General features: G+C 43.9%; 18 protein-coding genes, 2 pseudogenes and 2 riboswitches. Of the genes and pseudogenes, 10 read left to right on the forward strand and 10 right to left on the reverse strand.

Going from position 1 to position 20,787, the window contains the following annotated elements; translation table 11 throughout:
* The first annotated feature begins 19 nt into the window (after window positions 1–19).
* Together B9Z54_RS04135 and bshB2 are read left to right on the forward strand one after the other, a co-directional pair.
* The gene (locus B9Z54_RS04135) at window positions 20–367 is read left to right on the forward strand and encodes a YojF family protein (protein WP_113927241.1); all 348 of its coding nucleotides are present in this window, start codon (window positions 20–22) and stop codon (window positions 365–367) included.
* 27 nt (window positions 368–394) lie between these two features.
* Complete coding sequence (bshB2, locus tag B9Z54_RS04140) at window positions 395–1,078, forward strand: bacillithiol biosynthesis deacetylase BshB2 (RefSeq protein WP_113927242.1); 684 nt, start codon at window positions 395–397, stop codon at window positions 1,076–1,078.
* 1,036 nt (window positions 1,079–2,114) lie between these two features.
* Here bshB2 and B9Z54_RS04145 read toward each other — a convergent pair.
* Window positions 2,115–2,876, reverse strand: coding sequence for a hypothetical protein (locus tag B9Z54_RS04145; protein WP_240189793.1), 762 nt, complete (start codon window positions 2,874–2,876; stop codon window positions 2,115–2,117).
* A gap of 124 nt (window positions 2,877–3,000) precedes the next feature.
* Here B9Z54_RS04145 and B9Z54_RS04150 point away from each other — a divergent pair, with 124 nt between their 5' ends.
* From B9Z54_RS04150 to B9Z54_RS04165, 4 genes and pseudogenes are all read left to right on the forward strand, one after another.
* Window positions 3,001–3,744: a PAS domain-containing protein gene (locus tag B9Z54_RS04150; protein WP_113927243.1), complete on the forward strand. Its 744-nt coding sequence runs from the start codon at window positions 3,001–3,003 to the stop codon at window positions 3,742–3,744.
* Between the two features lie 133 nt (window positions 3,745–3,877).
* Window positions 3,878–4,575, forward strand: a pseudogene (locus tag B9Z54_RS26620) (ABC transporter ATP-binding protein).
* A gap of 3 nt (window positions 4,576–4,578) precedes the next feature.
* Window positions 4,579–5,595: an ABC transporter permease gene (locus B9Z54_RS04160; protein ID WP_113927244.1), complete on the forward strand. Its 1,017-nt coding sequence runs from the start codon at window positions 4,579–4,581 to the stop codon at window positions 5,593–5,595.
* A 27-nt stretch (window positions 5,596–5,622) separates the two neighbouring features.
* Window positions 5,623–6,273, forward strand: a complete 651-nt coding sequence (locus B9Z54_RS04165; RefSeq protein ID WP_113927245.1) for a TetR/AcrR family transcriptional regulator — start codon at window positions 5,623–5,625, stop codon at window positions 6,271–6,273.
* A 470-nt stretch (window positions 6,274–6,743) separates the two neighbouring features.
* Here the strand turns inward: B9Z54_RS04165 and B9Z54_RS04170 are convergent, their stop codons facing one another.
* From B9Z54_RS04170 to B9Z54_RS04190, 5 genes are all read right to left on the reverse strand, one after another.
* Window positions 6,744–8,204, reverse strand: coding sequence for a glycoside hydrolase family 32 protein (locus tag B9Z54_RS04170; RefSeq protein WP_113927246.1), 1,461 nt, complete (start codon window positions 8,202–8,204; stop codon window positions 6,744–6,746).
* Window positions 8,205–8,414: 210 nt separating this feature from the next.
* Window positions 8,415–9,629, reverse strand: coding sequence for a M20 family metallopeptidase (locus B9Z54_RS04175; protein WP_113927247.1), 1,215 nt, complete (start codon window positions 9,627–9,629; stop codon window positions 8,415–8,417).
* A 36-nt stretch (window positions 9,630–9,665) separates the two neighbouring features.
* The gene (locus B9Z54_RS04180) at window positions 9,666–10,493 is read right to left on the reverse strand and encodes a MetQ/NlpA family ABC transporter substrate-binding protein (protein WP_113927248.1); all 828 of its coding nucleotides are present in this window, start codon (window positions 10,491–10,493) and stop codon (window positions 9,666–9,668) included.
* Between the two features lie 15 nt (window positions 10,494–10,508).
* Window positions 10,509–11,159, reverse strand: a complete 651-nt coding sequence (locus B9Z54_RS04185) for a methionine ABC transporter permease (protein WP_113927249.1) — start codon at window positions 11,157–11,159, stop codon at window positions 10,509–10,511.
* Window positions 11,149–12,180 carry a methionine ABC transporter ATP-binding protein gene (locus B9Z54_RS04190; RefSeq protein ID WP_113927285.1) on the reverse strand — a complete coding sequence of 344 codons (1,032 nt, stop codon included), beginning with the start codon at window positions 12,178–12,180 and terminating at the stop codon, window positions 11,149–11,151. Before B9Z54_RS04190 ends, B9Z54_RS04185 begins: the two co-directional genes overlap by 11 nt.
* 91 nt (window positions 12,181–12,271) lie before the next feature.
* Window positions 12,272–12,377: riboswitch (SAM riboswitch) on the reverse strand.
* 154 nt (window positions 12,378–12,531) lie between these two features.
* A riboswitch (SAM riboswitch) is annotated at window positions 12,532–12,634 on the reverse strand.
* Between the two features lie 430 nt (window positions 12,635–13,064).
* On the opposite strand from B9Z54_RS04190, the gene B9Z54_RS04195 reads away from it, so the two are divergent.
* Window positions 13,065–13,409: a MerR family transcriptional regulator gene (locus B9Z54_RS04195; RefSeq protein WP_113927250.1), complete on the forward strand. Its 345-nt coding sequence runs from the start codon at window positions 13,065–13,067 to the stop codon at window positions 13,407–13,409.
* A complete protein-coding gene (locus B9Z54_RS04200) occupies window positions 13,406–13,855 on the forward strand; it encodes an SRPBCC family protein (RefSeq protein ID WP_113927251.1) in 450 nt (149 codons plus the stop codon). Before B9Z54_RS04195 ends, B9Z54_RS04200 begins: the two co-directional genes overlap by 4 nt.
* A 99-nt stretch (window positions 13,856–13,954) precedes the next feature.
* Here B9Z54_RS04200 and B9Z54_RS04205 read toward each other — a convergent pair whose 3' ends face one another.
* The 3 genes from B9Z54_RS04205 to sda form a co-directional block, all read right to left on the reverse strand.
* Entirely contained in the window at window positions 13,955–15,043 is a 1,089-nt protein-coding gene (locus B9Z54_RS04205; protein ID WP_205207669.1) for a PQQ-dependent sugar dehydrogenase, read from the reverse strand.
* 166 nt (window positions 15,044–15,209) lie between these two features.
* Window positions 15,210–16,085, reverse strand: a complete 876-nt coding sequence (locus B9Z54_RS04210) for an HAD family hydrolase (RefSeq protein WP_113927253.1) — start codon at window positions 16,083–16,085, stop codon at window positions 15,210–15,212.
* A 230-nt stretch (window positions 16,086–16,315) separates the two neighbouring features.
* The gene (gene sda, locus B9Z54_RS04215; RefSeq protein ID WP_113927254.1) at window positions 16,316–16,450 is read right to left on the reverse strand and encodes a sporulation histidine kinase inhibitor Sda; all 135 of its coding nucleotides are present in this window, start codon (window positions 16,448–16,450) and stop codon (window positions 16,316–16,318) included.
* A gap of 342 nt (window positions 16,451–16,792) precedes the next feature.
* Here sda and B9Z54_RS25520 point away from each other — a divergent pair, with 342 nt between their 5' ends.
* A complete protein-coding gene (locus B9Z54_RS25520) occupies window positions 16,793–17,155 on the forward strand; it encodes a hypothetical protein (RefSeq protein ID WP_240189794.1) in 363 nt (120 codons plus the stop codon).
* A gap of 157 nt (window positions 17,156–17,312) precedes the next feature.
* Window positions 17,313–18,688 (forward strand): annotated as a pseudogene (locus B9Z54_RS04225) (YjiH family protein).
* Window positions 18,689–19,774: 1,086 nt separating this feature from the next.
* Here the strand turns inward: B9Z54_RS04225 and B9Z54_RS04230 are convergent.
* Window positions 19,775–20,713 carry an L-threonine 3-dehydrogenase gene (locus B9Z54_RS04230; RefSeq protein WP_113927255.1) on the reverse strand — a complete coding sequence of 313 codons (939 nt, stop codon included), beginning with the start codon at window positions 20,711–20,713 and terminating at the stop codon, window positions 19,775–19,777.
* Window positions 20,714–20,787 lie beyond the last annotated feature (74 nt).

Raw genomic sequence — 20,787 nt, forward strand, 5'->3', positions numbered from 1 at the left:
GATAAGGAGGCAGAGGAGTATGGAACCTATAACGCTGGCAAAGGTTCAGGGCCTGATCAATGAATTCGCCCGCAAAGATGTTTATATACATTTAGAAACGACCAACGGAGCATATGCCTCCCACTTTAAAGAAGATTTCTTCTCAGCAGGAGCTTACATACGCAATGCATTGGTAAACTACCAGCACGGAAAGATTGTCGGTGAGGGCCCTTTCAGAGCAGGATTGAAGCTTGATATTGGCTGGATTTATGCGGAAGGACTCACCCACTTTGAAAAAACAGATAAGAACCAGCTGCTGATGGCAGGGCATGGCAATGATGGTAAACTCGCAGTGGCCCTGCAAATCAGTCCGACACCTTTTGAGTAGGCACAGCCATTTTGAGGAGGGTACAGTATGCAAAAAGAAAATCACGTTCTCGTTATATTTCCTCATCCAGATGATGAAGCATTCGGGGTATCGGGAACGATTTCACAGTTTATAAAAAGCGGCACCCCTGTCACCTATGCGTGCCTGACATTGGGCGAAATGGGCCGCAACCTTGGGAATCCTCCCTTCGCGACTAGAGAATCACTACCTCTCATCCGCAAAGAAGAATTGAAAAAGGCGGCAGAAGTGATGGGAATCACAGACCTGCGTATGATGGGGTATCGTGATAAAACCCTTGAATTTGAAAATGATGAAAAGCTCGCCAACATGGTGACAGAATTGATAGAGGAATTAAAACCGTCCTTGATTATCACCTTTTATCCGGGATATTCTGTTCACCCTGACCATGAGGCAACCGCTCGGGCAGTTGTCAGGGCAGTCCGCCGTCTTCCCAATGCTTCCCGTCCGAAGCTTCACTGCCTGGCTTTCTCAAATAACTGCCAGGAATATATTGGGAAACCGGATGTTGTATATGACATTACTTCTGTTAAAGATCAAAAGATAGCAGCAATGAAAGCGCACAGCTCCCAGACAGCCTGGATGCTTCCACAGATTGAAGAAGGTATTGCTGCCCAGGATCCGGAGGCATTGAAGTGGGTGACGACCGAACACTTCTGGACCTACCAATGGGAAAACGACAAGGTTGAATAAACCATGTGTTGCCAGCAGTATGGAGAAGCATACAAATCAGAATAATTTCAGACCAACCCGTAACAAATCACTCATGATTTGTTACGGGTTCTATTTGAATTACAAACTTCTAATTAGCCAAAGAAATGGCTGAATGATTCGCATCCAACAACAAGTATTAATTTCCACTCCAGGTGCGTGACTCCGCGGGGCGTGCGGTGAGCCTCCTCGGCTTCATAAAAAGCGGAAGCGGCCGTTCAGCGACGTACAGATTGTAGGGCTCACGTATGAGATAAAGGAATCACGAAGAGCGTTAGCGATTCGATGATGACTTATCGCAAGGAGAGAGACCGAAATCTGCTAGTCGCTGGCCGCTGGAGCTAGATTCGCCTGTGGGGTCTCACCTGTCACGCTAGTTCCTTCAGGAGGTCACGCACCTTCCGTTCCAATCATAACACTGCAAGCTTTCCTATATAATTTACTACTTCTATATATTAGGCTGTTTTCTCATTGATTGTTGCTTTCGGAAAAATCCCGAGAGCCGGATTTTTCCCCGGATACGAAGGATTCCTCTATAAACGGAGGGTGTAGCTCTTTTCTTTCTTGCTTACCAGGATATTTCGGGGGGAATTCCGGCATTATTTTCCAAATCACATATTAAATAGCCAAAAAAATTACGAAAAGAGCCTTATATTAATATTGGGGATAAAAGTGAATAGGAAATTGCGCAAAAAAACTTCAAGAACAAAAAGTTCTGCCATTTGCTATTTAGATTACATTTTGTATTGCCAATTTAACAGGTTCCCCAGCTAGCAAGAATACCCTTTATCAAGAAAAAGGAGTGTCAAAACCGATGCGATTTGGCACTCCTTTTGATGTGCAATTTATAATTTTGAAAGGGAAAACAGAACCCGTTATATGATTGATCTTATTTTATTTACTATTATTCTTGTCTATTAAATCGCCCCAAAAATAATTAAGAATAATCATAATGACAAAATAGGTGGTCTTTCCTTTTATTCTCTTTGGGTTATTTGCCTTCAGTCACTTTATACTCTTAATCCTTCCTCTTCCTCTGATAAAACATCAGCGCTTCCTCAAGCATCTCCTTATCATATCCGGTTTTTCCATGAATTCTTTCAACCCACTCTGAAATTGAATGCAGCGGAGCATCATAAAACCTGCCCTCCGTCGTGCTCAGGAAACTCTTCCAATCTCCGAATTCCCAATGAGCGATTTCATTCTTGTATGGGATCCTCACTTCAAGAAGCGGGTCAGACTTTACGTCACTCTGGGAACGATCCGCAGCCTCCATAAACGAGTCTATATTTATCGGACTCAGTTCATAGACCTGCCTGGATGTTTTCCCGTTTGGACGGTGATATAGAACCTCGACTTCCGATTCCCCGGGGAAGACCTGAATATCACTGGCCGGAAAAAACCCTTCAAGTTTACTAGTTTTAAATAGAGAGTGCCTACCTTCAATTAACACAGGCTGAAGCCACTGGTCCCCCAGGTCACACAGATATCTTTCCCCCTCATCACCTAATGCGATTACAGCAACATGGGCACTGCTTGTATTCAGGTCATGTCCGACCGGATAGGCCTCGATGCCCCCTTGCTGAAATTCATGCAGCAGCCAAAGTGCTAAATCAAAGCAATTTCCCGTGATTCCATATTTCTCCCGGTGTAACTGCATGATTTCGGGATCCCGCTGCCTGGTGTCTCCCCTGCTATAGAACCACGCTTTTGTAAGTGTCTCCATAGGAAAGTCATCGAATTTACTCCAAATTCTTACTATTTCTTCTGGTGCTTGCACGCTGCCCCTCCTCCTTGTCTTTCTGTATAACTACTATATTAATAGAAATATTCCTCCTAGACTTGGATATTCTAACCAATATGATGCTATACTTTAGAAAAGACGGTTATTTGGAGGAGCACTTTTGAAGAAGAGTATACTGGAAATGTCACAACATAAGGCGAATGCAATGGATTTTCTAAAAAACGCCATTATGATCATTGATGCAAATTATAAAATTTTATACCTGAATCCCGCTTGTGAAAAGTTATTGAAAGTGAAAAAAGAAGAGGTTCTTCAGCAAAATGCTTATGACCTCCATCCTGACGCACCTGAAGATGTAAGACATATTGAAAACACGGTAAAGTATGGAAGGCCGACCATAGTTAAGAGAATGCCCTATCAATTTGGTGATTTCAATAGTTATTTTAACCTGGAAACACATCTCCTCGAAGAGAACAGTGAAATTATCGGGGCTCTGGCTGAGTTTTCCGATGTCACAGAATTTGTCCTGGAAGAGGAAAAGTTTAAGTACAACTTGGAGCAAATGGCCTCCAATATTATCCTGCTTCCTGAAGGGAAGGGAATTCTTCCACTTAACCAAACAATCATTGACGATCTTGAAATAGATATAATCATACAAAAAGTTTTGATGAGTGTTTCACAAAAGAAATTATCTTCTTTGATAGTGGACCTCTCTTCTGTACTTGAAGCTAACGCTCATTTTCTCCATTCCATCAACGGTCTTCTGAGTGCGTTGAAGCTGTTGGGAGTTTCAGTTACCATTACCGGCGTCAAACCGGAAGTTGCTCAAAAAATGGCTGTCACAGGAGTTTCTCTTGATAAGCATAAAGTACAATTTATCAGTTCGTTAAGAAATGCATTTTAGGAAGGCTCAGCCTTTCTTTTTTAATCAACAAATGAGTGATTACTCACTTTACACTTTTTAAAATTCATTGTATGATAAAAAGTGAGTAATCACTCATTATTTGGAGGTGTTGTTGTTGCAGCCTATTATTGTTATGAAAAATGTCAAAAAGGCTTTTGGAAAGCAAGAAGTACTAAGGGATATTTCATTGGAAATTCCTCAAGGCGAAATTTATGGGTTGATCGGTCCTTCCGGATCTGGAAAAACCACACTTGTCAAAATGTTGATAGGTTTGGAAACTCCTGGTTCTGGGACTATTCAATTTAAAGGAGGCGCTCTTGAGGCCGGTTCTGTTTATACCTCTGTTGGGTACATGGCTCAGTCAGATGCACTCTACACAGAACTGACTGCCAAGGAAAACTTGAACTTTTTTGCTGCCCTTTACGGGTTAAAAAGAAAGAGAGGGAAGAACGCATCAAGATTGTTATGAAAACCGTGGACCTTCTTGATCACCTTCATAAACCAGTGGCTTTATACTCGGGTGGCATGAAGAGGCGGCTTTCCCTGGCCATAGCTCTTCTCCACGATCCGGAAGTCCTGATACTCGATGAACCGACTGTGGGAATCGATCCTGTATTGCGACAGCAAATTTGGGCGCAGTTCCAGGAATTGAAATCCAAAGGCAGGACCTTGCTGATCACAACACACGTCATGGATGAAGCAGAAAGATGTGACCGGCTCGGTCTTCTGCGTGACGGCATGCTGTTAGGCAGTGAAAAGCCTTCTGTTATAAAAGAAAAATACGGTGTCTCTTCTATTGAAGAAGTTTTTTTATCGACGGAGGCGAATTAAGTCATGAGAATAACTGGTTTTGTCATCAGAATCATTAAGCAGCTCTTCAGAGACAAGCGGACCTTAGCATTGATGTTTTTAGCTCCCGTTTTGATTTTGACCATGATGTGGGTCATCTTTGATTCAGATCCATATGACCCCGCAATTGGAATCTCAGCAGAAAATGAGGAAGTATTGAAAGCATTAGATTCAAATGACTTCGTTCATTTTGACAACACTGAACAAGCGGAAGAATCAATTGAAACCGGAGAAATTGACGGATATCTTTCCATTGAACAAGGAAATCCGCCTCTCCTTGTCCTCGAAGGCAGCGACCCTTCCATCAATCAAATGGTGATGAAGGAAGTACAGTCCCTGTTCACTCAACAAACTGAAACTCCAAACTTGGACATTGAGCTTCTGCACGGAGAAAAAGGAATGGGTATGTTTGACTCCTTTGGGCCTGTTTTGCTCGGATTCTTCATCTTCTTCTTTGTTTTTCTAATCAGCGGGGTTTCATTTCTTCGTGAAAGAACAAGCGGAACATTGGAGAGACTTCTGGCAAGTCCTTTGAAAATATGGGAAATGGTCATCAGTTATGTACTCGGCTTCGGTATTTTTGCGGTCCTGCAGGCGGCCTTCATTTCCTGGTTTGCGATCTATGTCTTGGATATGATGATGGAGGGCAGCTTTTTGAATGTCCTGATCATCATCGCATTGCTCTCACTAACGGCGCTGACTCTTGGCATCCTGCTCTCTGCTTTTGCTCAAAACGAACTGCAGATGATGCAATTCATTCCCATTGTGGTGATTCCGCAAATCTTCTTCTCCGGATTGTTCAATCTTGAGACGATTACCGATTGGCTGAGCTGGATTGGGCCGTTCACCCCTCTCTATTATGCTGCGGATGCATTGAGGGATGTTATGATCAGAGGAGCTGCTTTCAGCGATATAACCGGAAACCTGTCATTCTTATTAGGGTTCTCTCTTTTGTTCATCGTTCTAAATGTTGCAGCATTGAGAAAATACCGTAAAATATAAGGTAACTTATCTTACAAGGGGTTTATCATGACTGAACAAAACGATATGCTCGATATACTATTGAACAGCGATGAAAAACTGACAGAAAAGCAGCAGAAAATCCTGGAAGCCGCACTGGAAATCTTTGCGGAAAAAGGATATTCTGCTACCTCCACCAGTGAAATCGCCAAAAAAGCAGGAGTGGCCGAAGGGACGATCTTCCGCCACTATAAAACAAAGAAAGATCTTTTGCTTTCCATCGTGGCACCGACCATGGCCAAGCTTATCGCTCCTTTTATCATCCGTGATATCAACAAAGTCCTTAATACAAAATATGAAAAGTATGAGGACTTCCTGAAAGCGATGATCTTGAACCGCCAGGCTTTCTTAAAGGAAAATATGAGTGCGTTCCGGATTTTGATACAGGAAATTCCTTTTCATCCGGAGTTAAAAGAACAATTCAAGGAACATATTGCTGAAAAGGTCTTTCATCGTTTTCAGCACTTGGTCGACTTCTATAAAGAAAAAGGCCAGATCATTGAGCTGCCGACAGAAACCGTTATCCGCTTTACCGCTTCCAGTGTATTCGGCTACCTTCTCATCCGGCATATATTCCTGCCTGAAACGAAGTGGGATGATGAAAAAGAAATCGATATGACTGTTCAAATGATTATGAACGGGATAGGTGCACAGGACTGAGTGAAGTGCTGATGTACCTCGCTGGCGAAGCGCGGTACATCAAAAATCATATTTCCCATGATCTTGTACCTCGCCGGCTGAGCACGGTACATCAAATAAAGAGGCTGGGACAAAACCTTATAAAAAGCTCTTTTCAAAAGAATGTGTCTGAGTATAAAGAAAGGATTTCCGCTCCAGGTGCACGACTCCGCGGGGCGGGCGCTGAGCCTCCTCGGCTTTGCCTGCGGGGTCTCACCTGTCCCGCTAGTCCCGCAGGAGGTCGCACACCTTCCGCTCCAATCCGCCTACGATCAGGAACTGGCGGATAACCTAATCTAAAAAATAACATCTTTAAGGTAAGAGCCTAATAACCGCATGAGATCAACCTTGATCTCATGCGGTTTTATTTTCGATGATTTCTACTTGCATCAATTAGTTTTCTACTTTTGTCCCAGCCTCTTTAACATGTATAAGTGACGCTGGTACTCCTTTTACAAATCCCACTTATCCACTTGCAGCAATTCAATTGAATCGTCACAGAAAAACCTGATTTGAGATGAGTCTTTTTTCGGGTATATCCGGGCAGTCATAACTTTTTCACCGCCATTGATGAATACTTCAACAGAAGAATGATCGATGAAGATGTGTAGTTCGAGAAAATTCTCCTTAAGTTCAACTTCGGCTTTCCTGACGCCTCCGGGACCTCTGCCAGCAAGGCTGCGGTCGAGCACAAGGCTTCTTTCTTCTTTGATATAAAGAAGTTCGGTTTCCTCCTTGTTTCCGGCTCTCAGTTTCAGACCGAACTGGGAAGCTTCTTTTGCATCAATGGTGACTTTCAGTTCAACAGCATTCCCCTCGACACCGGGAAGTGACGTTTCACCTTGAACGGCCACATTTTTAAATTGTTTATGATTTCTCCGCCTTTTCTCCAATTCAGGTACTGGTTTGGACTTCAGTTTATCTTTTTCCAAAACCAGTTCACGGGGAATCGTCATCGCCCCTGCAAATCCCTCAGCCTGCTCCGGCATCTGGCTCTCCCACATATTCATCCAGGCAGTCATGATTCTTCTGCCAGTTGGGTCTTCCATCGTTTGCGGTGCGTAAAAATCGAAGCCATGATCGAGCAGCTCAAAATCTCCATGCTGAAGCGTTCCTGATTCGTAATCAAGGTCTCCGGTTACATATCCCGCCTGATGGAGGTTTTGATAGAGATTCCCTTCCGGCTTCATTCCCTGCGGAGACATCACAAGGATGGTCCGGCCATCCATTTCAAACAGATCGGGGCACTCCCACATGAATCCGAAATTGCCTTCCCCTTTCGCTGCTACATTGACAAACTCCCATTTAATAAGATTTTCGGAGCGGTATAAGAGGACCTGTCCAACATGGTCTTTAGTGCGTGAACCGAGGACACAATAATAGTGATCCCCTTTTTTCCAAACCTTCGGATCCCTGAAATGGTGTGGGTGGATATCCCCTTGGGGCGCAGGATCAATGACCGGGTTTTCAGCTATTTTTTCAAAAGTCATTCCATCTTCGCTGACAGCCAGGCATTGCGTTTGATACAGATCTGTATCATGATCAGGGCCTGTCCATTGATTCCCGGTATACATCAGGTAAAGCTTACCGTCCTTTTCAATGGCACTGCCGGAAAAGCAGCCATCGCGATCATACTCTTCACTTGGAGCCAAAGCGATCGGTGCCTCTTCCCAATGGGCCAGGTCCTTACTTTTAAAATGTCCCCAGTACATCGGGCCCCACTCTGGTGAAAATGGATGATGCTGATAAAAGAGATGGTATTCACCCTGATAATAGCTGAACCCGTTTGGATCGTTCATCCAAAAAGCAGGTGGTGACAGGTGGTAAGCCGGTTTCCAGGGACTGACGCTGATCTTTTCGCGCATTTTATTAACAGAGGCGGCTGCCTCATCGATCATTTTTTGATGATTCATTGTAACCCTCCTGATTGATCAACTATTTTATTTCTATCATAAATAACGCAGCCTGCATAAACAAGGCTGCCCCCTATCTTTAGAAAGATAGGAGGCAGTTGTAATACCAGATTATTTTACTCATTTGAGGGTATTCTGAGCACATTGCAACTGAAACTAAAAAACAGACAGAACCCAACTGGATTCTGCCTTCTATTAATCTACTGCTTATTAACCTTCCTGCTGCAGCTTCCTTTCCAAAAATTCCTCTTTAATAGCAGATAGCGTCTGATGATCTGTTAGCAGCTCAAGACCGGTCAGTGCCAAGGCTTTTGCTCCTTTAATCAAGGCTTCATCTCCTTGCGGGGAGGCTGCCGCTTCCCTGAATGGCACCGTGTGTCCAACGAGGTTATCCGGCCCGATTTTGATGAATGGATGGATGGTCGGCACCACTTGGCTGATATTGCCCGCATCCGTGGAACCAAGTCCCTCCCTGTCGTTCAAATCGACCGTCTCACCTAATTCTTCTATGACCCCTTTGAAAACATGGTCGAAGCTCTTGTTCAAAAGAAGGTTATCGACTTCATTTTGAAAAGCAATGACCTTGAGTTGGGCTCCTGCTGCCAGGGCAGCTCCCTCTGCCACAGCTTTCACTTTTTTGGTTACTTCATCAAGATGGGCTCTTGTTGCTGCACGGATGAAAAATCTGGCTTTGGCATATTCAGGGATGATATTGGGTGCATCTCCTCCATGTGTGATGATTCCGTGGATTCGCACCTCATCCTTCAACTGCTGTCTCAATGCATTGATTCCATTAAACAGCTGGATGACGGCATCAAGGGCATTGACCCCTTCATGCGGAGAAGCAGCAGCGTGGGCTGGGACCCCATGGTATTCAAAATCCAGCGGGTCAACAGCAAGGGAAGTCGATGTCACTCTTGTCGAGTTGGCCGGATGGATCATCATGGCTGCATCTATCCCCTTCAGCAAGCCGTGCTTCACGAAGCTTCCTTTCGCACTTCCGTTCGGCCCTCCTTCTTCCGCAGGTGTTCCGAGAACAACCACCTCACCTCCGGTTGTATCGAGAACCTTACTCAACGCAATGGCTGCCCCTACACTGGTTGTTCCAATAATATTGTGGCCGCAGGCATGGCCGATTCCCGGCAGTGCATCATACTCTGCCAGAAAAGCGATGGCTGGTCCTGCCTTTTCTGATTTCTTTCTTGCCAGGAAGGCTGTTTCATGACCTGCAACAGCTCTTTCTACTGTAAAGCCTTCTTCCTCCAGGATGTCGGAAAGAAGTTTTGAAGCGAAGAATTCTTCATTTCCGATTTCCGGTCTCTGGTGGATGCTGTGGCTCGCGGCAATGTATTTTTCCCTTTGACTATCTACACTCTCGATAATTACACTTTTTAGATTCGTATTAATTTCTGCTACTGAAGACATGGCGATTCCTCCTGTTATAATTTTTTTATAAGTCTATTACTCTCCAATTTCACTTAATGGAACAAATGTAGGGATCGTGCTGCCTTTGTATTCTTTTTCGATAAATTCTTTTACATCGTCCTGTTGATAAAGCTCACCAAGCTTCTGGAGTGTTTCGTTATCCTTATCTTCCGCGCGGACAGCAATGATGTTGATGTATGGTGTCGCTGTTTCGCTTTCATGGAAGATGGAGTCTTCCGTCGGATTGAATCCAGCATCTACTGCAATTCCGTTGTTGATGATCGATGCGGCTACATCCGGAAGCACTCTTGGCGTCTGGCCCGCTACTACAGGGACGATTTCTAGATTTTTAGGGTTGTCGACGATTTTCTCTACTGCACCGTTTCCGTCAAAGTCTTCTGGAAGTGTGATCAATCCGGCTTCCTGAAGCAGCAGCAAGGCTCTTCCCATGTTTGTTGCTTCGTTAGGCACGGCAATCTTGCCGCCTTCCGGGATTTCATCTGCTGACTTGTATTTATCAGAGTAGATTCCCATCGGAGCGATGACAGTAGTGGCAATCGGAACTAAATCCAAGTCATGTTCTTTTTTGAAAGCATTGAAATACGAGATGGTCTGGAACGCGTTGGCATCAAGTTCTCCCTCTGCAAGCGCGATGTTTGGCTGAACATAGTCAGAGAAACGGACGATTTCGACTTCGATACCTTCCTTTTCTGCTTTCTCTGAAACAAAGTCCCAAATGCGGTTATCGGATCCGCTGACACCGATTTTCACTTTCTTTGTCTCTTCCCCGCTTGTTGAACTTGAGCAGGCCGCTCCGGCCACTGCCACTGCTGAAATAAGTAACGCCAATAGTAATTTCTTCATGAATGATTCCTCCTGTTATCTTCTTCTGATTTTTTTGGATGTGATGTTTCCGAACGTTTGCAGTCCTTGAACCATGATGACCAATATGCCGACGGTGATCAGCATGACGGCTGTATCAAAACGCTGGTAGCCGTAGGTGATGGCAAGGTCTCCAAGTCCTCCCCCGCCGACTGCGCCTGCCATGGCAGATGCGCCGACCAGCCCGACAGTTGCAATAGTAAAAGCCAGAACCAATGAACTTAAAGCTTCCGGTATCAAAAATTTAATGATGATCTGCCAAGGTGTGGCTCCCATCGATTCTGCTGCTTCAATGACGCCTGGTTCGACCTCCAGCAGCGAATTTTCTATCAATCTTGCAATATAAGGTCCCGCATAGAAAACCAATGGAACAACCGCTGCAGCTGTACCTATGGATGTACCGACAATCAGCCTAGTCACCGGGATGATGGCGACCATGAGTATGATGAATGGAATCGACCTGAATACGTTGATGATTCCATTCAACACATTGAACACCGGCAGATTTTCCAGCAGATGCCCTTTTCTGGTCACAACCAGCAGGATCCCCAGAGGCAAACCGAGAAGAGCGGAGAATAACAGCGAAAAGGCGACCATTTGTACCGTTTCAATGAGTGCATCAATAATCTGTTCCTGATCAACTAGCATTGGCTTCGACCTCCTTGATTGCGACTTTTTCCTGGTTGATGTACATCAGCGCCCGGTTGATTTCACTCTCACTGCCGATAAATTCAACAATCAGGTTTCCGAAAGGCACTCCTTGCAGCTCTGTGATATTGCCGAATAATACATTCGTATCGATATCAAACTTTTTGGCGATTTTTGATAGAAGCGGCTGTCCTGCAGATTCACCGACAAAATTGATTCTGAAAACCTTTTGTGCCCCTTCATTTTCCCTGACGATGTCCTTGATTGATTCCGGTAAGTTATCATTCATCACCGTGCTGACAAAGTTTCGTGCTGTAGTCGTCCTGGGTGCGGAAAAAACACTGAATACCGAACCTTCCTCAATGATTTTTCCCGCTTCAATTACTGCCACCCTGTCACAAATCTCACGAATGACTGTCATTTCATGGGTGATAATCAGCACGGTGATTTTATATTCTTTGTTCACCTTTCTCAGCAGCTCCAAAATCGAGTTGGTTGTCTGGGGATCCAGTGCCGATGTCGCTTCATCACAAAGCAATATGGATGGCCTGGTCGCAAGTGCCCGTGCAATGCCGACTCTCTGCTTCTGCCCGCCGGATAACTGGTCTGGATAGTAGTCCGCTTTATCTTCAAGCCCGACAAACTCGAGGAGCTCCGTAACTCGTTCCTTTATAGCTTCTTTTGACACTTTGGCCAGCTTTAGCGGCATAGCGACATTTGCAAACACCGTTTTGGAATTTAAAAGATTGAAATGTTGAAAGATCATGCCGATGTTCCTTTTTACTGCCCTGATTTCTTTAGGAGAGAGCTTTGTTAGGTCCTTGCCATCCACAATCACACTTCCTGAAGTCGGTCTCTCCAGCAAGTTAACGCATCGGATCAATGAACTTTTTCCTGCCCCGCTGAACCCGATCACCCCGAATATTTCTCCTTCGTTTATTTTTAATTCAATGCCGTCCAATGCCCGGACAGGCGCATCTCCACTTTCATACGTCTTAGTCAGTCCTTTGAATTCAATCATGTTGCGGCTCCTTTCCATTGATGAATTTTTCAAAATAAAAAGCCTCTTCCGGAGGGAGGAAGAGGTTTCAGCCCGCAGGCAAAAAGGACTCTTCTTATCTCCCAAGCTGTTGCTTGCTGGATTTGGCACAGTTCCCCATATAGGAGTCCGCTGCCGAAGCTTCATAGGGCCAGTCCCTCTGCCTCTCTCGATAAGAATCATGATTATTTTTATGGAATTACTCTGTTTTATAAGTGTAAACTAGCTCTTTTCCCTCCTTGGCGCTTATTGTTAGTCAAAATGAAGATTGCTGACAAAATAAAAAACCCTCTTCTTGAAAGCGAAGAGGGCATGATTATGTAATCCGTCCTCTTCTCATCTCTCAAGCGTTGCTTGCTGGATTTGGCACGGTACTACTAAGTAGTCCGCTGCCGAGGCTTCACAGGGCCAGTCCCTCTGCCTCTCTTGATAAGAAGTATGGAAATTTATTCTGTTGTTTAACTTGATTTACACTTTACAACGGCAAATCTTAAGTGTCAATACATTTTCTGAAATTTTCAAATAAAAACTTTTTGTATGCGTTTTCTTTTGGATGGGCTGTTTTAAGCAAAGAGGGGTGGTTGAGAAGTAATGGATTTCCGCTCCAGGCGCCCGACTCCAATCTGCTTAAGGAAAAAGAATCACTTAAAATCAGGTTGAAAAAAGATGATTCTGTTAATACTTTTTTTGGTTGATTATACTTCTCTATACTAAGCTTGGCAGGACCAAAGATAACTTATCAAGAATATTTATTATCTATACTCTTTTCGATGAAGAAGCTGCCTATTCAGGAAATGATCTATTAACAAAACCATTGACCAGGGGGTGCACCCCATAGTTTATGATAAAGATATCGGGGGGACGTTATGTACAAGATCAGTGAGTTTGCGGAAATCACAGGGCTCAGCAAGGAAACTCTCCGTTATTATGCCGAGATCAAACTGCTGGAGCCTGCTTACATCGATCCTCGCAATCATTACCGCTATTATGATGACGGATCTTTTTTTCTGGCTGTCCTGCTTGTCAAACTAAGGAGCTTCGGGCTGACTATCCAGGAAATGCAGGGAGTGATGAATGATGAGTCTTTCTTCAACCTGGAGACCCTGTTGCTGAAAAAAAGAAAACTTATTGTAAAACAAATGGAAGAATTACAGGAAAAGATTGTTGAAATTGATGCATTTATACAATCGGGAAGGGAGGAACACAAATGATTCAATGGAGAGAGGAAACGATCATTTCTGCCAATATTGAAAAAGTATGGAACCTGTTTCGGGAGGAGAACATGCCCCGGATTATGCCTAAGGTAATCGAAAATAAGCCTGTCCACATTACTGAAGAAGTCATTGGCTCCATGTATCAACAGAAATATCAAGAAGGAAAGAGAGTTGAAACCTATATTGTTGAAACGCTTGGCTATGAAGATACAGAAACAAGAAAGTTCAAACGCCTTGAATTCGTTCTTGCTAAAGCTTTTGAGGTGAATCTCTCATTCACTTTGGAGAAATTAGCTGAAACACAAACACGGTTTATTTATGAAGGACATAACAAAGGCAGGAATTTTGTCGGCCGCGCCATGCTGAAGCTTGGAGGAGACAAAAACAATCATAAAGTCGTCCAGGATTTTATGGAATTAGTAGAAAAAGAAGCTTCGAAATAAATGAGGTTGCCGAATGATTCTCCGCGTCATTCGACAACCTCTACTTTTGTAAAAATATTCATTGCCTTGTATAAGCACCGCTTATTTTTCAGCCCTCTGTCATTCTTCTTCAGCATCACTGTTCAATTGAGACAGCGGGACACTGTACAGCTTATCATCGCCTTCTGCAGGATTGCCTCTGCCATCCGTATTATTGCTGACAAAATAAAGGGTATCCCCTTCAATATACACATCTCTTACTCTTCCAAATCCAGAAAGGACATCTTCCACTTCTCCTGAATCCAAGGAAAGCCTCTTCACTCCTTCTCCCCTGAGAGCCGCAAAATACAGTTGATTCTCATTGATAGCTGCTCCAGATGGGGCCCAAGTGTCGCTTCCGGAATGGATGACCGGCGGCTGCATGCCTTCCTGTTCTTCATCACCAGTTATGACAGGCCAGCCATAGTTTGCACCCGCTTTAATCAGGTTGATCTCATCCATTGCTGAAGGTCCGTGTTCTGTACTGTAAAGCTCACCACTTTCAGACCATGCCATGCCTTGAGGGTTTCGATGGCCGTAACTGAACATGTAAGAATCCTCAAACGGATTATCTTCAGGAACGGAACCGTCCAAATTCATTCGAAGGATTTTTCCTCCCAGTGAGTTCTCGTCCTGGGCAATATCCTCTTCAGTAGCGTCTCCTGTTGTAATATACAGCTTATTGTCCGGACCGATTTCAAGCCGGCCGCCATGGTGGTACTGGCCGCTTGGAATGTCATCGAGCAGTGTCTGACCTTCTTCCCATACCTCCCCTTCAAGGTTTAACACTACTATCCTATTGTGCGGGCTGCTGCTGTTTTGGTATGTATAATAACCAAAAGCAGAAGGGTTGTCCGGGAAATCAGGGTGAAGGACAAATCCGAGAAAGCCTGCCTCCGATACCTCTGCGAGAGGCTCTTTCAAGCTTACCTCCATCCTGGTCGCTTCACCGTCCTCCAACTTGATGACTCCTCCTGTCCGTTCGTTGATATAAATTACATTTCCAGCTTTATTGATTGACCAGGGAACCTCCAGGTTTTCCGCAAGTACTTCCACATCCACATTTTTAGTTGCAGTTGTTTCCTGTGTCTCAGGCGCCTCAGGAGATTCTGAGGGAGTGTTGGAACAGGAGGCCAGCAGCAGAAAGCAGAAAGTACCAGCAAGCTTCATTTGTTTTTCATTGTGCATCTCCTTTCAAATCAGGTTCATTACTTAGAGGACAAAAATTTATGTCCAATAAAAGTGACCGAATCGCCGATAAACCTTATAAAAAACACCCCTGAATTTTTATTCAGAGGTGTATGCATCTATCCATTATGTACCCGTAAAAACGAGTTTAATCCATTACTGCCGATTTATCTTCCAGAGCATCGTATATTGCCCTTGCCACACCATCGTTTTCATTGCTGACGGTTTTATACTTGCAGAAATCAAGTATTTCAATTGCCGCATTCTCCATGGCTACCGGCCTTCCGACAACTTTCATCATGGAAAGATCATTCAGGTTATCGCCAACCGCCAGTGCGTCTTCGGGATTAAGCCCTTTTTCTTTGATCAAATCAAGCAAGGCGATGCCTTTCTGTGCATCTTCACTTGTCACTTCCAGGTTTTCACGTCCCGATGCGCTGATGGCCAGTCCGCCTGCATCGCTGAGAAGTCCCTTAGCTTTTGCAAGAAGGTCATCATCAAAGGAGAATACCAGAAACTTATAAACAACATTTCCATTCTCAAAAGCTTCACTATAATCATCGACCACTTTAATATGTCCTTTTTCAAAGCGTTCCTGCGCTGAATCCCTGATCGCCTGTTCAGAAGTTTCAGGGTTGGCCGTTTTGAAAATATCGATGATTGACTGGATGCCTTTTTCATAATCTGCTGTATAAACACCTTTGTCTGTATAGAGTTCATAATAAATGCCCAGATCCTTCAGGATACGCATCACTTCCAAAGCCTTCTCCTTCTCTATAGCATTCGTTTTCATTACTTGTCCTTCTTCATTCCGGACTTCTGCTCCGTTGACACAGATGATTGGACAGGTAATACCTGCTTCCTTCAGGACATACCTTGCTTCTTCATATGATCTTCCAGTCGCCACTACCACTTCAATACCTTTTTCCTGTGCTTCCAGAATGGCTCTTCGGTTCTCTTCACTCACTTCCTGTTTTCCGTTCAGAAGTGTGCCATCCATATCGCTTGCGATCATTGTAATCATTCATATTACCTTCTTTCTTAAGGGGATTTATTTCTTTGGTGAATGAGACATGCTGTTCCTGCCTTAAGGCATTTTAACATCTAAATACTAATTTATTGTAAAGAAAGACTCTGAGTTATTCTGCCCTATCTGGTAAAGGTTATAAGAAAGTTGTTAACAAAGCCTGTTCAAAAGCATCATCACACTATCAGAAAATAAACAAAAAAAGAAGCTCACCTAAAAGGCAGCCCCTATGCCGTCAGCAGACCGCGTCTGCTTAATTCCTGTTCTACCATTTCTATAAATTCGTAAACAACTTCCTCTTCCACTGACCGTTGATAGATTTCCACCACTTGTTCATCCGTTAGGTCAAAAAGAGATACCATACCGCTCACCTACTGTTTTTAAACTGACATGCTTGCCTGTTTACCCCTTCTAATTTACATCTAAACCTTTTTCCCTATATTTTTTTAGTTGTGAGGCTGTTTTTCGTAAATACTGCTGCTTTAAAGAGTAGTTGTTCTTAAAAAATGGTCACACTAGTACTAAGATACTTCCTCTGAAACGGCTGTAAATAAAAGGCTGTTTTGCAAAAATTGTGTTTGTTTAATAGTAACGGATTTCCACTCAGGGTGCGCGAACTCCTCGGCTTCCCCCTGTATAAAAAGTGGAAGCGCCTTGGTCAACCCCGAGGGGCTCGCTGGAACTAGATTTGGGGTTGCGTTCCGGTGGTACGTAACCTTGGTCTCACCTGTCATCAAAAGTGGAAGCACCTTGTTCAGCCCCGACAGGCAAATGTTCTCAAGAGAAAAAAAGGCGTTCTTCCTTTTATTCTCTTGAGGTTATTTGACCCCGAGGGGCTAGGTGCTGGAACTAGACGCCCGCTGCTCCCGCAGGAGTTTGCGCCCTTCAGCTCCAATACTTCTAGGTTAAAGGGGGAGGAGGGTAGAAAAGTATTAAAAAACAACAATCTCTTAGAAAAGAGCCTAATTAAAAGGGTTTTCTTCACATTTCCCCCGCCAATTCTTATGGAAATTTCAGGAGAAGAAGCACAACGTAGGTCTCTGTCGAAAACGTCTGATTTGCTGTAATATTTTGAATATAGTTTCTTTTGTTTCTAGGGGTAAAGAAAGGGGAAAAGGAGGGGAGGATAGCTCACTTGGCAGCTTGGTATTTCAAGGAAGGTCTGGACAACTGAATAAATATAAACTATCATGTATTTTATTACGTTTTTGAGGTGAAGTCGCTATGGACAATGGACAATCTAATGCAAAAGTAAAGGCGAGCACAGGAAATGTACTTCTATTTCTGCTTCCGTCTCTTTTGGGAATATTCTTATTTATGACTCCCATTCCACAGGAAGAGGGTTTGACCATACCTATAGCTCTGTTATCAGATTACCTACAGAGTTATATAGGAGAATTCATTCCTGCCATTATGACAGGTTTGATCATTGTAACAGTTCTTGGCTCTTTTATTGCCAAGATATTTAAACCAGCTTTTATAATAAATAATGCCTTTTTAAATAATCTATTTGCAGTAAACCTTCTTTGGTTAATCATCCGGCTATTCGGCGGGATTTTCGCGGTAATGACCTTGTTTAAAATCGGGCCGGAAATGGTGTGGGGTTCTGCAACAGGCGGCACACTGCTCAGTGTAGATGGATTACTGACCATCCTTTTTTCTGTATTCCTTTTTGCAGGCCTGTTCCTGCCGCTTCTGCTTAATTTCGGTTTACTGGAATTGCTTGGTGCCCTGCTGACCAAAGTGATGAGACCGCTGTTTGGACTGCCTGGAAGATCATCTATCGACGCTCTTGCATCCTGGCTTGGAGATGGAACGATCGGTGTTCTTTTAACGAACAAACAATACGAAGAAGGATACTATACAAAAAAGAAGCTGCCATCATCGGGACGACGTTCTCGGTAGTTTCCATCACCTTCAGTCTCGTCGTAATAGCTGAAGTCGGTCTGGGCAATTATTTCCTTCCATTCTATGGAGCTGTTGTTCTATCTGGAATAGTCGCCGCGCTGATTATGCCGCGCATTCCGCCTCTTTCCCGGAAGCCGAACACGTATTACAACGGGCAGGAAGGCCAGGATACTATGGATGTTATCCCGGAAGGATATTCTCGATTAGGATACGGATTTCAGGAGGCGTTGGTCCAAGCCCGTAAAAATAATAATATCGGAACCTTCTTTAAGGATGGTTTTAAAAATGTATTGGACATGTGGCTCGGAGTCGCACCGATTGTCATGGCAATCGGTACAACTGCTCTGATCATCGCGGAGAATACTCAGGTATTCAGCTGGATCGGCATGCCTTTCATCCCGATTCTTGAACTCTTGCAGGTACCGGAAGCAGCTGCGGCGTCAGAAAGTATTCTCGTCGGATTTGCTGATATGTTCCTTCCCGCTCTGTTTGCTGAAGGAATACAAAGTGAGTTGACACGCTTTGTCATTGCCAGCGTTTCCGTGACCCAGCTGATTTATTTATCAGAAGTCGGCGGATTGCTGCTTGGCTCGAAAATACCGGTAGGCTTTAAAGACCTTGCTATCATTTTTCTTGAAAGAACCATTATTACATTGCCGATCATTGTCCTTATAGGACATATTGTATTCTAAATATTTTAAGGAACCCGTAAGTCTTAATTGGCTTGCGGGTTTTTATTTTGCGGATTATTGTGCTGCAAAGATTGTGCTGTTTTAAAAGTAATGGATTTCCACTTCAGGCGTGCGACTCCGCGGGGCGGGCGTTGAGCCTCCTCGGCTTCGCCTGCGGGGTCTCACCTGTCCCGCTAGTCCCGCAGGAGGTCGCACTCCTTCCGCTCCAATCCTTCTACGTAAAAGGGAGAGGAAAATAAAATAGCATTCAAAAGCAACAATCCTTTAGAAAAGAACCTTTCACAAAAATTTGCTGTTTTTTCGAATTACTTACCTTATCTTCTTGGCTTCCTGACTTAGGGGTACGTTTTACGGCTAATCTTACCATTATCTTTTTGACTTCCTGACTTATTGGTACGTTTTACGACTAATCATGCCATTATCTTTTTGGCTTCCTAACTTAGTGGTACGTTTTACGGCTAATCTTACCATTATCTTTTTGACTTCCTGACTTATTGGTACGTTTTACGACTAATCATGCCATTATCTTTTTGGCTTCCTGACTTATTGGTACGTTTCACGCCTAATCATGCCATTATATTTTTGGCTCCTTGACTTGTTGGTACGTTTCCCGACTAATCTTACCATTATCTTCTTGGCTTCCTGACTTAGTGGTACGTTTTACGACTAATCTTACCATTATCTTTTTAGCTTCCTGACTTATTGGTACGTTTTACGGCTAATCTTACCATTATCTTTTGGCTTCCTGACTTAGTGGTACGTTTTCGCCTAATCATGCCATTATCTTTTGGCTCCTTGACTTGTTGGTAAGTTTCCCGACTAATCTTACCATTATCTTCTTAGCTTCCTGACTTAGTGGTACGTTTTTCGACTAATCTTACCATTATCTTTTTGACTTCATGACTTATTGGTACGTTTTACGGCTAATCTTACCATTATCTTTTTAGCTTCCTGACTTAGTGGTACGTTTCACCCCTATTCATACCATTATCCTCTTGGCTTTCTGACTTGTTGATACGTTCCACGCCACTCTAACCCCATCTCACCATAGAAAAAAGCGGGTGCACCAGGCACCCGCTCTTACCTTTACTTCTTCAATTTTTCCAGCATATCTTCTGTCATACGAGCAAGGTCGTATTCTGCCTTGAAGCCCCATTCTTCTGACGCTGCTGAAGCATCGATGGAGTTTGGCCAGCTTTCAGCGATTCCTTGTCTGACTGGATCTACATCGTAGTCCAGCTTGAAGTCTGGGATATGTTTGCGGATTTCCTCCGCCACCATTTCCGGTTCAATGCTCATAGCCGTTACGTTGAATGAATTCCTGTGCTGCAGCTTGGCAGGGTCGGCTTCCATCAAATCAATGATTGCATTCAACGCGTCAGGCATATACATCATGTCCATATACGTCTCTTTGTCGATATAAGATGTGTAGGAGCCATTTTCAATCGCTTTGTAATAAATATCTACCGCGTAATCGGTTGTTCCTCCGCCTGGTGGTGTTGTATAGGAAATCAATCCAGGGAATCGCAGGCCGCGTGTATCCACTCCGAATTTATTGTAGTAGTAGTCACAAAGCAGTTCACCGGATACTTTGTTGACACCGTACATAGTGGTGGGGCGCTGGATGGTATCCTGCGGTGTGTTGTATTTTGGTGTGGATGGACCGAATGCACCAATGGAACTTGGTGTAAAGAATTTGCAATTCAGCTCCCTTGCCGTTTCAAGGGCATTGACCAGTCCGCCCATATTTAAATTCCATGCAAGCAGTGGCTTTGCTTCTGCCGTTGCTGACAGAAGTGCCGCCAAGTGGATGATGGTATCCACTTCATGCCTTTTAGCGATGTCGAGCATCTTTTCATAATCCGTCACATCCAGGATTTCAAACGGTCCTCCCGTTACGACCTCACTGTTAATGGTTCGGATATCTGTCGCGATGACATTGTCTTTTCCATAAATTCCACGCATTTTGATGACAAGCTCTGAACCGATTTGGCCAAGAGCTCCCGTTACTAGGATCTTTTTCATCTTTACAACCTCCCTATTTCTGCCCGTCCTGCTGTCTCTCTATTTACGGAGCGAAGTTTTAACTCCGTCCGAAT

Source organism: Bacillus sp. P14.5, from assembly GCF_003316765.1.
GTDB lineage: Bacteria > Bacillota > Bacilli > Bacillales > Bacillaceae_B > Rossellomorea.